Origin of the sequence: Sodalis praecaptivus, assembly GCF_000517425.1 — a bacterium.
GTDB lineage: Bacteria > Pseudomonadota > Gammaproteobacteria > Enterobacterales > Enterobacteriaceae > Sodalis_A > Sodalis_A praecaptivus.
This window is the reverse complement of the sequence record NZ_CP006569.1, coordinates 4,289,052-4,305,289: the sequence shown is the minus strand read 5'-3', so window position 1 is coordinate 4,305,289 and position 16,238 is coordinate 4,289,052. Positions and strand designations below refer to the sequence as shown.

Below are 16,238 nucleotides of genomic sequence, written 5' to 3'. Positions count from 1 at the left end.
CTGCCAAGAGGCTGGCCGTGCGCCCATTTTTGATGATTGCAAGGAATTGGCCAATGAAAATGACACATACCAAATTAGATGCCGCCCGTGACCTGGCTATCGCCAGCGCGCAGGCGCAGAGCCTGGAGACGACGCTGGCGCGCCTGCATACGCAGCGCAGCGGATTGACCGATGATGAAGCCGAGCAACGTTTGCTCGACTACGGCGAAAACCGCGTAGCGACCGAGAAGGCGCCGCCGGCGCTCATTCAGTTGCTTGGCGCATTTAATAATCCCTTTATTTGGGTACTTATCGTGCTGGCGGCCATCAGTTTTGTTACCGATTATTGGCTGCCGCTGCGCCAAGGCGACGACACCGATCTCACCGGCGTCGCCATTATGCTGTTGATGGTGACGCTTAGCGGAATGTTGCGCTTTTGGCAGGAGTATCGCACCAATAAAGCCGCGGAGATGCTGAAAACGCTGGTGCGCACCACGGCAACGGTAATCCGGCGCGCGACGCCCTCGGGCCGGCCGGAAAAGAAAGAGATCGCGCTGGAGGAGGTGGTACCGGGTGACATTATTTTCCTGTCGGCGGGGGATATGGTACCCGCGGATGTGCGATTACTGAAATCGCGGGATCTTTTTGTCAGCCAGACGGCGCTGAGCGGTGAAGCGATTCCCGTTGAAAAGTATGATCTTCTGGCCAACGTCAGCGCGAAAGAAAGCCAGGCGTCCGGCGACGCGGGTGATCTGTTGAGTCAGCCGGGGATTTGCCTGATGGGCACGAATGTGACCAGCGGCAGCGCCAGTGCGGTGGTGGTGGCGACTGGGTCGGCGACCTGGTTCGGTACGCTGGCGAAATCGGTCGTCGGCCGTCGGCCGCAAACCGCCTTCGATCGCGGCGTTAACAGCGTAAGCTGGTTACTGATCCGGTTCATGCTGATCATGGTGCCTATCGTGCTGTTCTTGAATGGGTTCACCAAGGGCGACTGGACCGATGCTCTGATGTTTGCCTTAGCGGTGGCGGTGGGGCTAACACCGGAAATGCTGCCGATGATCGTAAGCTCCAACCTGGCGAAAGGGGCGATTGCCATGTCGCGGCGTAAGGTGGTGGTCAAGCGCCTTAACGCTATTCAGAACTTTGGCGCCATGGATGTGCTGTGTACCGACAAAACGGGGACATTGACCCGGGATGAAATCATCCTTGAGCAGCATCTGGACATCAACGGCCATAATGACGACCGCGTACTGCGGATGGCCTGGCTGAATAGCCATCACCAGAGCGGTATCAAAAACCTGATGGACCGGGCCATCATACATTTCGGCAGCGACAATCCCGCCATCGCCGGCCTGCAGCGCTATCGCAAAATCGATGAATTGCCGTTTGATTTTGAACGCCGCCGGTTGTCCATCGTCGTCGCCGATGAGGACGGTCAGCAGACGCTGATTTGCAAAGGGGCGGTGGATGAAATGCTAGCGGTATCCCGCTACTGGATGGAAGGCGATGAGCTGCGGGCGTTGGATCAGGCGGCCCGCGACCGCTGGCTCAGCCGGGTGGAGAACTATAACCAACAGGGATTTCGCGTGCTGATGGTGGCGATGCGCCGGTTGGAAGACGGGACGCTGGCCGCGCCCTTATGCGCAGACGATGAGCGTGAGCTGGTCATTCTTGGGCTGCTGACATTCCTGGATCCGCCCAAAGAAAGCGCCGCCGAAGCCATTAGCGCGCTGCAAGCTAACGGCGTGTCGGTGAAAGTGCTCACCGGTGATAATGCGGTGATTACCGGCAAGATTTGCCGCGATGTCGGGCTGGCGCCCGGGACACCGTTATGCGGCGGCGATCTCGCTAAGCTTAACGATGACGAACTGGCGCGCGCGGTGGAAACCACCACCGTCTTTTGCCGTCTCACGCCCCAGCAGAAATCCCGGGTGGTACAAGCGCTACAGGGTAATGCTCATACCGTGGGCTTTCTGGGCGACGGGATCAATGACGCGCCGGCGTTGCACCACGCGGATATCGGCATCTCGGTGGATAGCGCCGCCGATATCGCCAAGGAATCGGCAGATATCATTCTGCTGGAGAAAAATCTTCTGGTATTGGAAGAGGGGGTTATCAAAGGGCGGGAAACCTTTGGCAATATTATTAAATACCTGAATCTAACGGCCAGCTCCAATTTCGGCAATGTGTTTTCGGTTTTGGTGGCCAGCGCTTTCCTGCCGTTTCTGCCGATGTTGGCGATTCATTTACTGATTCAGAATCTGATGTACGACATTTCCCAATTGGCGCTGCCGTGGGACAAGATGGATAAGGAATTTCTGCGCCAGCCGCGTAAATGGGATGCCAAAAACATCGGGCGTTTCATGCTGTGGATGGGGCCGACGTCATCGATTTTTGATATAGCCACGTTTTGGTTGATGTGGCAGGTGTTTGGCGCCAATACGGCGGCGCATCAGTCGCTGTTTCAATCCGGCTGGTTCATCGAGGGGCTATTGTCGCAAACGCTGGTAGTGCATATGCTGCGCACGCAGAAAATCCCGTTCATTCAGCGCCGCGCCGCGCTGCCGGTGATGCTGATGACCCTGCTAATCATGGCGGCGGGCATCGCTATTCCCTTCTCGCCATTGGGACAGGCGGTCGGGCTGGTAGCGTTGCCGTGGCAGTATTTCCCGTGGCTGGTCGCTCTCCTGCTGGGTTACTGCCTGCTGGCGCAGGGGGTGAAACAGCTGTATATCCGCCGTTTCGGCCAGTGGTTCTGAGATAAGGGGCGCGCGGTGAAAAAGCACAATGTGGCTCGCCTGATTATCTTGTATTTCCTGGGGCTGCTGATCATTACCCACGTTCTGATTATCCTGCAGCATATGCGTAAATAAACGGCCGCGGCGCGTCAGCTGGCGTGACAGCGGGATCCGCGCAGGGAGGCGCGGCGGCCGGTTTTTGCGACCGGGTGTGACGACGCAACGCGGTCGTTTAACCGGCGCCCCCGTCGCGTCAGGGGGATCCGAAAGCGGTTTCCCCCTGGCGCTGGCGGTACTCTTTTGGCGTGGTATCGAACGCTTTTTTAAACACCAGGTAGAAATATTGCAGCGAAGGATAGCCGCACATTTGCGACACCTCATTGATCGTCAACGAGGTGGAGGTCAGCAAATTACGGGCGCTGTTGAGCCGTTCTTGGTGGATCATATTATGAATAGTGTTACCGGTTTCATCCTTGAAGCGTTTTTCCAGATTGGAGCGCGACATGCCCACCGCATCCAGCACCTGCTCCACTTTGATGCCCTTGCAGGCGTTATAGCGGATGTAATGCATGGCCTGGATCACCGCCGGGTCGTTCAGCGAACGGAAATCCGTCGAACGACGTTCCACTACGCGTACCGGCGGCACGTTGATGCGCGCGAGGGGCTGGTGGGCGTTATTCAGCAGTTGATGCAGCAATTTGGCCGCCTGGTACCCCATTTGCCGCGTCCCTTGGGCTACCGAGGAGAGCGGGACCCGCGACAGACAGCGGGCCAACTCCTCATTGTCGATGCCGATAACGCACAGCGTTTCCGGCACGGCGATGTTGAGATGTTCGCACACCTGCAATAAATGGCGGGCGCGGGCATCGGTAACGGCGATGATCCCCGTCTGCGGCGGCAGCGACTGTACCCAGTCGGCGAGTCTGTTCTGCGCGTGCTGCCAGTTGTCGGCGGTAGTTTCCATGCCTTGATAGACCACCGGCTGATAATATTCGTTAGCGGTCAACTGGCGGTATGCCTGTTCCCGCTCAATGGACCAGCGTTTCCCGCTGCTGGCGGGCAGGCCGTAAAAGGCGAATCGGCTAAGGCCCTTTTCTTTTAAGTGATTAAATGCGCTGGCGACCAGTGCGTAATTGTCGGTGGCGATGTAAGGTACCGGCGGATAATCCTCGTCGTGCTGATAAGAGCCGCCGACGCCCACCACCGGCACCGCTACGCCGCTCAGAAAGTGCTCGATGGCGCGGTCGTCGTAATCGGCGATCACCCCGTCTCCCAGCCATTCGTCCACGCCGTTGATGCGGCAACGGAAGTCTTCTTCGATAAAAATATCCCAATCGCACTGCGATGCCTGGAGGTACTCGCCAACGCCTTCAACCACTTGCCGGTCGTACACTTTGTTGGCGTTAAACAACAATGTGATGCGATAACGCTTGTCAAACATAGCGGCAGATCTCGCCTGAAGTGTCCGGGAAGCCAGCATATACCGTCCAAGGATAAGAAAGAATTGGTCCGCTGTGCGTCAACCGGCAAAATCAGTCAATTTCCCCACAGCGGCGCCCGATGAGGCGCAGCGGCGGCGGTCGGCGCTCTCGCGCATGGCCGACGCGCTCTAGGGGCGCAGCGCCGCCAGTTGCCGGTAGAGGTCAGCGAATAGCCGTCGCTTCGTTTGATAACGCTGATGATGCGCCGCCTCCGGCACATAGCTGGCTTCCAGCGGCAGCGGCGTCAGCCAATTCTCCAGCGGCTCGCCGGGATGCAGGCCGATAAGCGCCAGGCGCGCGGCGCCGAGCGCCGGTCCCACATCGCCGCCGGTGCGGTAATCCAACTGCTGTCCACAGACATCCGCCAACAGCTGTCGCCACCAATGACTGCGCGCCCCGCCGCCGATAAGCGTCACCGATGCCGGCCGTAATCCGGTTGCGTGCAGGACATCCATACCGTCCGCCAGGCCGAAACTGACGCCTTCCACTACCGCCCGGGCAATCTCCGACGGCCCGTGTTGGTGAGTCAACCCCCAAAAAGCGCCGGTGGCGGCGGGATTGTTATGGGGCGTGCGTTCGCCGGAAAGGTAGGGCAGGAACCACACCGGCGGTGCGTTATCGTCCGCGCCGGCGGCGGCGGCTAGCAGGGCCGGCACGTTATTCAGGCCGGTTAGCCTGGCAGCCCAGTCGAGGCACGACGCGGCGCTCAACATTACCGACATCAAATGCCAGGTATCCGGCAGCGCATGACAAAAACTGTGTACCGCCTGTTCAGGATTACTTAAAAAACCGTTGCTGACGGCAAAATACACGCCGGAGGTGCCGAGGGAGAGCATCGCCTGACCCTGACGGTAAATGCCGACGCCGATGGCGCCCGCCGCATTGTCGCCGCCTCCCGCCACCACCGGTACCGCCGGCATTTGCCAGCGTGCAGCCAGACTGGCGCGCAGCGTGCCGGTGATCTGGCAGCCTTCAAACAGCGCTGGCATAGCCGTGCGGTCCAGGCCGCAGGCCGCCAGCAGCGCCTCGTTCCAGTCCCGCCGGCCAACGTCCAACCATAAGGTCCCCGCCGCGTCGGACATGTCGGTGGCGAAATCGCCGGTCATGCGCAAGCGTAGGTAATCTTTTGGCAGTAAAACCTTATCTATTTGGCGGAAAATATCCGGCTCCTGTTCCGCCACCCAGCGTAATTTGGGCGCGGTGAAACCCGGCATCATCAGGTTGCCGGTAATGCGCCGTGAGGCCGGGACCGCCGCCTCCAGCGCTTGGCATTGGGCATAACTGCGGCCGTCGTTCCATAAAATCGCCGGTCGCAGCACCCGTTGCCGCTTGTCCAGCAGGGTCGCGCCGTGCATCTGGCCACTCAACCCCACCGCTTTCACCCCGCGCAGGCTATGGTTAGCGGCCAGAGCGCGCAGCGCCGTATCGGTGGCCTGCCACCAAATTTCTGGATCTTGCTCCGACCACAGTGGATGCGGACGTGACACTCGTAGCGGTTCGCTGTGGCTGGCGAGGATGCGCTGATCCTCACTGAGCAGGATAGCTTTCACGCCGGAGGTGCCTAAATCGATGCCGATATACATATACAGGCTCCTGGGAAGGCGCGCGTTACCCCCGCGCCTGTGCGGAACGAACCAATTGTGGCGGCGGGGAAGCGCCTACCCAGTACGCCGCCTGTCTGCGCGTCGCCCTGGGCGCTGCGGCGCGCCCCGCCGTGGTTAGTCAAATAACGCCTGATTAACGATGTTCTCCAGCAGTTCCTGCCGGCCGCTGCGATGGACCGGCGCCAGCCCCTGCTCATCGGCGTAGCGGGCCAGATCCGCTAGCGAGAGGTTGCCCTGTAAAATGCGCTGGCCGAGATCCTCATTCCAGCCGGCATAACGCTGTTTGACCCACTCATCCAGGCGGCCGTCTTCTATCATTCTGGCCGCTTTTTTCAGCGCCAATGCCAAGGTATCGATGCCGCCGATATGGCCATGGAACAGATCGTAGCGATCGGTGCTTTGGCGCCGCACTTTGGCGTCGAAATTCATGCCGCCGGTAGAAAACCCGCCGGCCTTGAGCAACTCATACATCACCAGGGTGTTCTCTTCCACGCTATTGGGAAATTGATCGGTATCCCACCCTGACTGGGGATCGCCGCGGTTGGCGTCAATGGAGCCCAAAACGCCCAGCGCGATGGCGGTGGCGATCTCATGGTGGAAAGAGTGACCCGCCAGGGTGGCGTGGTTGGCCTCGACATTGACCCGTATTTCTTTCTCCAGTCCGAACTGCTTAAGAAAGCCGTACACGGTGGCGACATCATAATCATACTGGTGCTTGGTCGGCTCCTGGGGCTTTGGTTCAATTAACAGCGCGCCCTGAAAACCGATTTTATGTTTGTGTTCCACCACCATGCGCATGAAGCGGCCGATCTGTTCCCTTTCTTGACGTAAATCGGTGTTGAGCAACGTTTCATAACCTTCACGGCCGCCCCACAACACGTAATTCTCGCCGCCCAGCGTTTTGGTCGCTTCCATGGCGCCGTTGACCTGCGCCGCCGCCCAGGCGAACACCGCCGGATCGGGATTGGTCGCGGCGCCGGCGCCGTAGCGCGGATGGCTAAAACAGTTGGCGGTACCCCAAAGCAATTTTACGCCGGTCTGCTGCTGTTTTTGCGCCAGTACATCGGTCATCGTCGCCAGATTATGGCGGTACACCGCGAGCGAACCGCCCTCCGGCGAGACGTCCACGTCGTGGAAACAGTAATAGGGCACGCCGAGCTTACTGAAAAATTCAAACGCGACATCCGCTTTTAGCCGCGCCATCGCCAACGCGTCCCCTTGCTGCTGCCACGGACGCTCGAAAGCGCCGGTGCCGAACATATCGGTACCGCCCCAGCAGAAGCTGTGCCAGTAACACACCGCCAGCCGCAGGTGATCCTCCATCCGTTTCCCCAGCACCCGCTCATCGGCATTATAGTGGCGGTAGGCGAAGGGATTGGTGCTTTGCGGGCCCTCGTAACGGATTTTGTCAATGTTGTCGAAATAGTGGGACATGATACGGCTCCTGGTAAACCACGCGGTGAGGATGTGGGAACGACGGATGCGCCACGACAGACCCGTGGGATCCATAGGCGCTAACCTTTAAGTGTTGAGATTGTGGTAATAAACGCCGCCGCGGATCAATTATGTTATTTCACAACGCCATTCATGAAATTATTTATTGTGCGCACGATCACGTCTCGATGGGAAATAACCGCCGGCTATGTTGGGTTACCGAGATAAGCATTAAGCGGCGATTATCGCTGCAAAATAAGGCGTGGCTCACAAATTAACAATGGATACGAAATTTTGTAATAGCATTGTGAAAATTTGCAATTGCCGGATCGCGCGCGGCGAGGAATATTGCCTGTGAAGATCATCATTTCTTACCTGCGTCGCCGCCCGTAACAGCATAAATTACGACGTTGCCCGCGCAGCCGCTCCCTTCACTGCGCCAATTCTGATAAAAACATAATAGGAATGCAAAGATGAAACTCTATAACCTGCTTCTGACCGCGTGTGCGGTATGTTTACTGGCCTGCCAGCCCGCTCTGGCCAAACAGATAAAGATAGGTATGGCGGTAGATGACCTGCGTCTTGAGCGTTGGCAAAAAGACCGCGATATTTTCGTCCGCCAGGCGGAATCCCTTGGCGCCAGCGTGTTTGTTCAATCCGCCAACGGTAATGAAGAAACACAAATGTCTCAGATCGAGAATATGATAAACCGCGGCGTCGATGTGCTGGTAATTATTCCTTATAACGGCCAGGTGTTAGCAAATGTTATCGCCGAGGCTAAGCAGGAGGGAATAAAAGTGCTGGCTTACGATCGCATGATTAATAACGCTGATGTGGATTTCTATATCTCCTTCGATAATGAGCGGGTCGGCGAATTACAGGCCCACAGCCTGGTGACGCGCGTGGCGCAGGGTAATTACTTCCTGATGGGAGGATCGCCGGTGGACAATAACGCCAAGCTGTTTCGCGCAGGGCAAATGAAAGTATTACAGCCGCTTATCGATAGCGGCAAAATCCACATCGTGGGCGATCAATGGGCCGACGGCTGGTTGCCGGAAAATGCGCTGAAAATCATGGAAAATGCGTTAACCGCCAACAACAACCATATCGATGCGGTGGTGGCCTCTAACGATGCTACGGCGGGCGGGGCCATTCAGGCCCTGGCGGCGCAAGGGCTGGCGGGAAAAGTGGCGATTTCCGGTCAGGATGCCGATTTGGCGGCCATCAAACGGATCCAGCAAGGAACCCAAACCATGACGGTTTATAAGCCCATCAAACAGTTGGCCACCGAGGCGGCGGAGATTGCGGTGCAGCTGGGGCAGGGGGAAACGCCGAAAAGCAATGCCAAATTGAATAACGGCCTGAAGGATATTCCCGCCTGGTTATTGACGCCGATTGCGGTGGATAACACCAACATTGCCAGCACCGTGATCGCCGACGGTTTTCACAGCCAGGCCGAGCTGAAGTAATGTCCCGCCTCATCCGCACTGTTTCATCGTCAACATAGGCGCTGGACGGTTAATGGCCGTCCGACGCGGGGAGAGACCATGGCGGCAAATCTATTGGAAATGAAGCATATCACCAAGCGGTTCGGCAGGGTGAAAGCGGTGGACGACGTCTCGTTGGCCCTGGCGCAGGGGCAAGTTCTCTCGCTATGCGGCGAAAATGGTTCGGGCAAATCCACCCTGATGAAAGTGCTGGCCGGTATTTATCCCGAGGGAAGCTTTGACGGGGAAATCCAGTTTGGCGGCGAACCGCTCAGGGCGCAGGGGATCCGCGATACCGAGCGAAAAGGGATCGCCATTATTCATCAGGAGCTGGCGCTGGTGAAGACGATGACGGTGCGGGAGAACATGTTTCTCGGCGCCGAATGGCAGCGCTATGGCGTGATGGACGATGCGGGCATGTATGCGCGCTGCCAGCGGATGCTGGCGCAGGTGAAGCTGGATGTCGACCCCGATACCCCGGTGGGCGAGCTGGGGCTGGGACAGCAGCAACTGGTGGAAATCGCCAAAGCGTTAAACAAGCAGGTGCGCTTACTTATTCTGGATGAGCCGACCGCCTCGCTAACGGAAAAGGAAACCGCGCTGTTGCTGGCGATCATCGACGATCTGCGTAATCACGACATCGCCTGTATCTATATTTCCCATAAGTTGAACGAAGTGAAGGCCATTTCCGATGTGATCGCGGTGATCCGCGATGGCAAACCTATCGCGACATGCCCGGCGCATACGCTTAGCGAGGATCGGCTTATTAACCTGATGGTGGGACGAGCGCTGACCGAACTTTATCCGCGCGCGCCGCATACTCCCGGCAAGGAAATTTTGCGCGTGGAGAGGCTCAACGCCTGGCATCCGGTTAATCAGCATATTAAGCGGGTCAATAACGCCGCTTTCACGCTGCGGCAGGGGGAGATCCTCGGCATTGCCGGCTTGGTGGGATCGGGCCGAACGGAGATGGTGCAATGTCTGTTTGGCGTCTATCCCGGCCGCTGGGAAGGGGACATTACCCTAAACGGCGCCAAGGTGCGCTTTCGCCACTGCCGTCAGGCTATGCGCCAGGGCATCGCCATGGTGCCGGAAGATCGAAAGAAAGACGGTATCATTCCGGTGATGGGGGTTGGCGCCAATATTACCCTGGCGGCGCTTGATAACGTCAGCGGCCCCTTGAGCGTGATAGATGAAGCGCGAGAACAAAGCATGATCGACACGGCCCTGACGCGTTTGCGGGTGAAGACCGCTTCGCCGGCGCTGGCTATCGGCCGTCTGAGCGGCGGTAACCAGCAAAAAGCGATACTCGCCAAATGCCTATTGCTCAATCCGCAGATTCTGATCCTCGATGAACCGACGCGAGGGATCGATATCGGCGCCAAACAGGAAATCTACTTGCTGATCAATCAACTGGTGCAGCAGGGCATCGCGGTGATCGTCATCTCGTCGGAGCTGCCTGAGGTGCTGGGCATTAGCGACCGGGTTTTGGCCATGCATCAAGGTTCCATTAAAGCCGATCTGCCCAACCATGGCCTGACGCAAGAGCAGGTGATGGAGGCGGCGCTGAGGAGTGTTCCCCATGTCGAAACTACCCCCCGTTAACAGCGCGCCCGCCGCGGTGCGCGGCAAACTTGCCGCTATCCATCTCCAGGTCTTCGTCATGCTGGCGGCTATTGTGGTGATTATGCTGTTTTTTACCTTTACTACCGAGGGGGCCTATCTCAGCGCGCGCAACATTTCCAACCTGCTGCGCCAAACCGCCATCACCGGAATTTTGGCGGTGGGCATGGTATTTGTCATCATCGCGGCGGAGATCGATCTCTCGGTGGGATCGATGATGGGGTTGCTGGGCGGCGCCGCGGCGATTTTTGACGTCTGGCTCGGTTGGCCGCTGCCGTTGACGATTGCGGTAACGCTGCTGCTCGGCCTACTGTTGGGGGCCTGGAACGGTTGGTGGGTCGCCTACCGTAAAGTGCCGTCGTTTATCGTCACGCTGGCGGGGATGCTGGCCTTCCGCGGGATTTTGATTGGCGTAACGCACGGCACCACCGTTTCGCCCACGACGCCGGCCATGGCGTTAATCGGCCAAAGTTATCTGCCGGGGAGCGCCGGTTTTGCTCTCGGTATTGTCGCGCTGGCGCTGTTTATCGCCTGGCAGTGGCGGCGGCGTCATCACCGCGCGCGTCTGGGGCTGGCCGTCGCGGCACGCGGCGGCGAGATTGGCCGCCAGACACTGACCGCGCTATTGGTGCTCGGGGCAATTTACCTGCTCAATGATTATCGCGGCGTACCGACGCCGGTGCTGTTGCTGGTGGCGCTGATGCTTGCCGGGTTGTTCATGGCGATGCGCACCGCTTTCGGTCGGCGAATTTATGCCATTGGCGGCAATATCGACGCCGCCCGTCTTTCCGGCATCAACGTCGAGCGCACCAAAATGGCGGTATTTGCCATCAATGGTCTGCTGGTAGCGATTGCGGGGCTTATCCTCAGTTCACGCCTCGGCGCCGGCTCGCCGTCCGCTGGGAATATCGCCGAACTGGATGCCATTGCCGCCTGCGTCATCGGCGGCACCAGCCTGGCCGGCGGCGTCGGAAGCGTGGCCGGCGCAGTCATGGGGGCGTTCATCATGGCGTCGTTGGATAACGGTATGAGTATGCTGGATGTGCCCACCTTCTGGCAGTACATCGTGAAGGGCGCCATTTTGCTGCTGGCGGTGTGGATGGATACTGCCACCAAGCAACGCGGCTAACGTCGGCGTTAGCCTGCAGCGCGGCGATAGCTGCTGAGTTGCTCCGAGGCCTCAATAGGGCGTCGGTGTCAGCGCGCGGCGCGGCGATAACCCCGTGCCGGCGTGAGCCCGCGGCGCGGCGAAAACTCCGCGATGGTGTGAGTCCGCGGCGCGGTGATAACTCCGCGATGGTGTGAGCCCGCGGCGCGGCGATAACCCCGCGTTGGTGTGAGCCCGCGGCGCGGTGATAACCCGCGATGGTGTGAGCCTGCGGCGCGGCGATAACCCCGCGTTGGTGTGAGCCCGCGGCGCGGCGATAACTCCGCGCCGGGGAAAGGATCAATACCGTTCCAGCCAGTGTGCGTAAGGGGCCGGCAGCGTCCAGGACGGGCGCTCAATGCCCAACTCGCGGGCGGCGGTATAGGTCCAGTGCGGGTCGGCCAAATGGGCCTTGCCGATCATCGCCAGATCCAATTGCTTTTCTTGGATCGCCTTTTCCGCCACGGCCGGGGTACCGAAGCCCCAAGCGGAGGACACCGGGATACCCGCTTCGTCCCGTACGCGTTGCGCGATGGGGCCCATGAAACCGGGCGCCCAGGGGATTTTGGCGTCGGGGATGTTAAAGCCCATGCTGACGCTGAGCATATCCAGCCCGGCCTGTTTGAAGCGGCGGACGAGCTCAATGGATTCACTCAACGTCTGCTCATCGCGTCCGTCAAACTCGATGACGCCAAAACGGGCGGTAAACGGCAGGTGCTCCGGCCACACTTCGCGCACCGCCGCCAGGGTTTCCAGCAGGAAGCGGCTGCGGTTATCGAAGCTGCCGCCATACAAATCGTCACGCTGATTGGCGTGCGCAGAGAAAAAGCTCTGGGCCAGATAGCCGTGGGCAAAATGCAGCTCCAGCCATTCAAAACCGGCATCGCGGGCGCGCCGAGCGGCATCGACGAAATCCTGGCGGACGCGGGCGATATCGTCCAGGGTCATGGCTTTCGGCCGTTTGGGCAGGTTAGCGCCGAAGGGAATAGCCGAAGGCGCGATGGTCTGCCAACCGTTCGGCTCGCCTTCCGCGATGTGGTCGTCGCCTTCCCACGGGCGATTGGCGCTGGCTTTGCGTCCCGCATGGGCAATTTGAATGCCGGGGACCGCGCCGGCGGCTTTGATCGCCTTCACCGCAGGGACAAACGCCTGCGCCAGATCGTCGTTCCAAATACCTGCGCACCCCGGGGTGATACGGCCCTCGGGCGAGACGGCGGTCGCTTCGACGATAACCAGACCCGCGCCGCCGCGAGCCAGCGAAGCCAGATGGACTTGATGCCAGTCGTTAATCAGGCCATCATGAGCAGAGTACATGCACATCGGCGGAACGGCGATGCGGTTGCGTAAAGTAATATCCTTCAGTTTGAAGGGCTGAAACAAAGCTGACATAGGCATTCCCAAATTATTAGCGTCATTGATTCTGTATTTCGATAATAATCGAATTATGGATTTTTGGCAACCGGCTGTGTATGATCTGATCATGAGACCTTTCAAACACCCTAACGTCAATGAGTTTAGCCTTGGGCGCGTACTTTACGCCCTAAGCGATCCGCTGCGCCTGGAAATCGTGCGCCGTCTTGCCTGCGTTGATGCCGCCAGCTGCGGCGAATTGGACGGCGGGCGGCCAAAATCCAGCGTCTCCCACCATTTTCGCGTGCTGCGCGACGCCGGGCTGGTTCATACCCAAAACTTTGGCACCACCCATATGAACACGCTGCGCAAAGACGATTTGGATTGCCGCTTTCCGGGGCTGCTTGAAGCAATTTTGGCGCAGCGGGAGTAGCGATGACCGCGCACGGTTGGCATCGCTGCCGCTGCGCCACCCCGAGATCGCTCCTGTTGTTCCTGTCGCCCCTGTTGTCTCTGTCATCCCTGTTGCCTCATGCCCCCAATTGCCTCTCGCCCTGCCGTTTTTGCCGTTCGGTCGCCCTTTGTGGCTCTCGGTGCAGATCCCCACGCCGTAAGCGCCCGCAGTCAGCGCGGCGTCGTTATTTCTTCCGACCGACCTGTCGCCCTTCGTGTTTCCGGCAAGGGATACCGCGCAGCGATGATATTCCATTGTCGGCGTTAGCGTGACGCGCCAGGCGCGGATAGGAGAATCTCTTTTGCAGGGGAAAGGCTCAAGCATCCAGGGCCATGATTGATGCTGCTCAATGATTCATAACATCTCTTGCGCGAACGCAAGCGCGAGAAAATAGGTTTAGGGGGCCAGCATCATAATAATGATAAGGTCCGTGGGAGACGATCGGGGCCTGCAAATAAGTGAGGACGAGGAAAATTTGAAAAAAAAGCCGGTTATTTTTCCCCGATAAGCGAAAGAAAATGCAGCGGCTGGCAAAAAAAAACTTTTATTTACCCTTAGCACGTTGGCGCTTGGACGGCTGCGGTGAGGACTTTTGCGGGGCGTCGCGCCGACGTTCGCTAGGATCCTTTTTTTCCCCCATGGGTGAACATTAGGGCGTTGCGGGCGATAAATCTTTCGGTGACACCTTTCGATTTGACTGAAACGAAAGCATTTTGCGCTATTTTGGTGCATAGGGTTCCATATTGACAGCATTCAGCTTAGCCGTTACAAAGACATTACCGCCCAATCATGACGTCACGTTTTTCGCTGGACCGTTACTCGCGCATCGCGGATGAAAACGCCTTCGCGCCATCGTTGATGCGGTATTAAACCGTCAGGCCGTCAGCGTGGCGTTATTTTTTCTGGCCTCGATGGCTGTCGTCATTTAATTAATCTTCTCCAAAATGAGAGAGGATAAATATGGGTTCGCAGCGAAACCGGAAATAGCAGCGCAAAAAGAAATAGCGTCGCGCAATTAAGGGCGTCTTCGCTACTCGCCGGCGGCGCGGTATTTATTACGATGTGTCACACGGCAAAGAGAGTGCAACGAAAAAAGGGCGCTTTGGGCGCCAGATCGCACGAATCGTCGCCTTACACCGGGCGATAACGTCCTTTAGGCTTACCGGCAACTTTCACACCTTATAAACGCCGGACAAAGGCGTGCAGGCAACCTATTGAACCCGGCCGCATCAGCGGCGGCCTGAGAGGCTATCCCCATGCGATACGGTTTTGATATCGGCGGCACCAAAATGGAGCTTGCCGCCTACGATGACCTACTCAATCAAGTCTGGTGCCAGCGCGTCAGCACCCCCGGCGAGGATTATGCGGCGTTTCTGGCGGCCGTTAAGCAGCTGGTGCAGCGCGCGGATGGCGAGCTGGGCGTGACGGGCCGCATCGGCATCGGCCTGCCCGGCGTGGTGCATCCCCAGACCCGCCGGCAGCTTTCCGCCAACGTACCTTGCCTGACCGGCCGCTGTTTAGCGGACGATCTGGAAAAAATGCTGGGGCGTCCGGTGGCGATTGGCAACGATTGCCATTGTTTTGCCCTGTCGGAAGCCAGCACGCCGCAGACCGCGGCGTGCCGGGTGGTGTTCGGCGCCGTCATCGGCACCGGCGCCGGCGGCGGCCTGGTGATTGACCGCAGGCTACAGCGGGGCCGCAACGGCATGGCGGGAGAGTGGGGGCATCTACCGATTCCGGCCTCGCTGGTGCAGCGTTACGCGTTACCGCTTTTTCCGTGCGGCTGCGGCTTGACCGGTTGTTATGAGCGCTATGTCTCCGGCCCGGGACTGCTGGCGCTGAGCCAGCATAGGGGGCATCCGGCGGACAGTCTGCCGGCGCTGATGGCCCGCTACCGCGCCGGCGATCCTCATGCGCGCGACTTGTTCGACTTGTTTATCGATATTCTCGCCTGCGCGCTGGCAGGGCTGCAAATGGTAGTGGATGCGGATGCCTTTGTGCTTGGCGGCGGCCTGTCCAATATCAGCGAAATTTACCCGCTATTGCCCGCCGCCATGGGCCGTTGGCTATTCCCCGGCTATGCCCCGGCGCCCGTAATGCCGCCCGTTTATGGCGACAGCAGCGGCGTACGCGGTGCGGCATTGCTCAGCGAGGAGGGCGCCGGTCGTGATGATTAATACCCGCAAACGTCGGGAACAGATTATCGAGCAGTTGTGCCGTCAGGGGGCGGTGCGGGTGGAGGCGCTCAGCGCGCTGTTTAATGTCAGCACCGTGACTATCCGCAACGACCTGCGTTTTCTGGAAAAAAGCGGCTGCGCGATCCGCGGCTATGGCGGCGCACGGCTAAATAAGCAGTTCGTTTTCGACCGGCCGCTGGAGGATAAGGGCCGCATCAACCGCGATGTCAAAACCGCCATCGCCTGCGCCGCGGCGGCGCTGGTGAACGACGGCGATACGATCATTCTTGATTCCGGATCCACCACCAGCCTGATGACGGGCCCGTTACAAGAAAAACGCGGTCTGGTGGTGATGACCAATGCGCTCAACATCGCCTACGAGTTGGCGGGCAAGGATCATATTGAGTTGATGGTCATCGGCGGCAGCGTACACGGCCAGTCGTGGTCGCTGAGCGGCCCCGTGGCCGAACAACATATCCGGCAGTATCGGTTCGACAAGCTGTTTCTCGGCGTCGACGGGCTGGATTTGGCGAGCGGCATTACTACGCCCCACCAGGGGGAAGCGCAGCTGAATCGCGCTATGTGCGATGTGTCGCGAGAGATCATCGCCGTGGCCGACGCCAGTAAGTTCGGCCGCACCAGTTTCTGCATGATCCGCGAGGTGGGTCAGATTCACCGTCTGATAACCGACAGCGGGATTTCTGACCACTACTTGCGCGCTCTACGCGATCTCGGCGTCGAGGTGATCATCGCCGATCGTTAGC

General features: G+C 58.9%; 11 protein-coding genes. 7 read left to right on the top strand and 4 right to left on the bottom strand.

From position 1 onward, the window contains the following. Window positions 1-53: 53 nt before the first annotated feature. Entirely contained in the window at window positions 54-2,738 is a 2,685-nt protein-coding gene (mgtA, locus tag SANT_RS19195; RefSeq protein ID WP_038668818.1) for a magnesium-translocating P-type ATPase, read from the top strand. Window positions 2,739-2,970: 232 nt separating this feature from the next. Here the strand turns inward: mgtA and xylR are convergent, their stop codons facing one another. The 3 genes from xylR to xylA all read right to left on the bottom strand — a co-directional run bounded on the left by xylR (window position 2,971) and on the right by xylA (window position 7,236). Beyond that, a complete protein-coding gene (gene xylR, locus SANT_RS19190; RefSeq protein WP_025423859.1) occupies window positions 2,971-4,158 on the bottom strand; it encodes a D-xylose utilization transcriptional activator XylR in 1,188 nt (395 codons plus the stop codon). Window positions 4,159-4,326: 168 nt separating this feature from the next. Continuing rightward, window positions 4,327-5,781 (bottom strand): xylulokinase, encoded by a 1,455-nt coding sequence (gene xylB / locus SANT_RS19185; protein WP_025423858.1) that lies wholly within the window; start codon window positions 5,779-5,781, stop codon window positions 4,327-4,329. A 135-nt stretch (window positions 5,782-5,916) separates the two neighbouring features. Beyond that, window positions 5,917-7,236, bottom strand: coding sequence for a xylose isomerase (gene xylA / locus SANT_RS19180; protein WP_025423857.1), 1,320 nt, complete (start codon window positions 7,234-7,236; stop codon window positions 5,917-5,919). 473 nt (window positions 7,237-7,709) lie between these two features. On the opposite strand from xylA, the gene xylF reads away from it, so the two are divergent. From xylF to xylH, 3 genes are all read left to right on the top strand, one after another. Beyond that, a complete protein-coding gene (xylF, locus tag SANT_RS19175) occupies window positions 7,710-8,705 on the top strand; it encodes a D-xylose ABC transporter substrate-binding protein (protein ID WP_025423856.1) in 996 nt (331 codons plus the stop codon). A gap of 78 nt (window positions 8,706-8,783) precedes the next feature. After that, on the top strand, window positions 8,784-10,328 hold the full coding sequence (locus tag SANT_RS19170) for a xylose ABC transporter ATP-binding protein (protein WP_038668814.1): 1,545 nt from the start codon (window positions 8,784-8,786) through the stop codon (window positions 10,326-10,328). Further along, window positions 10,306-11,475: a xylose ABC transporter permease XylH gene (xylH, locus tag SANT_RS19165; RefSeq protein ID WP_038668811.1), complete on the top strand. Its 1,170-nt coding sequence runs from the start codon at window positions 10,306-10,308 to the stop codon at window positions 11,473-11,475. The genes SANT_RS19170 and xylH overlap by 23 nt, the downstream gene beginning before the upstream one ends. Window positions 11,476-11,793: 318 nt before the next feature. Here the strand turns inward: xylH and SANT_RS19160 are convergent, their stop codons facing one another. After that, window positions 11,794-12,882 carry an NADH:flavin oxidoreductase/NADH oxidase gene (locus SANT_RS19160; RefSeq protein WP_025423853.1) on the bottom strand — a complete coding sequence of 363 codons (1,089 nt, stop codon included), beginning with the start codon at window positions 12,880-12,882 and terminating at the stop codon, window positions 11,794-11,796. Window positions 12,883-12,973: 91 nt separating this feature from the next. On the opposite strand from SANT_RS19160, the gene SANT_RS19155 reads away from it, so the two are divergent. The 3 genes from SANT_RS19155 (at window position 12,974) to agaR (ending at window position 16,237) form a co-directional block, all read left to right on the top strand. Continuing rightward, window positions 12,974-13,276, top strand: coding sequence for an ArsR/SmtB family transcription factor (locus tag SANT_RS19155; protein ID WP_038669892.1), 303 nt, complete (start codon window positions 12,974-12,976; stop codon window positions 13,274-13,276). A gap of 1,277 nt (window positions 13,277-14,553) precedes the next feature. Beyond that, on the top strand, window positions 14,554-15,474 hold the full coding sequence (locus SANT_RS19145; RefSeq protein ID WP_025423850.1) for an ROK family protein: 921 nt from the start codon (window positions 14,554-14,556) through the stop codon (window positions 15,472-15,474). Beyond that, entirely contained in the window at window positions 15,467-16,237 is a 771-nt protein-coding gene (agaR, locus tag SANT_RS19140; protein WP_200867312.1) for a transcriptional repressor AgaR, read from the top strand. The genes SANT_RS19145 and agaR overlap by 8 nt, the downstream gene beginning before the upstream one ends. Window position 16,238 lies beyond the last annotated feature (1 nt).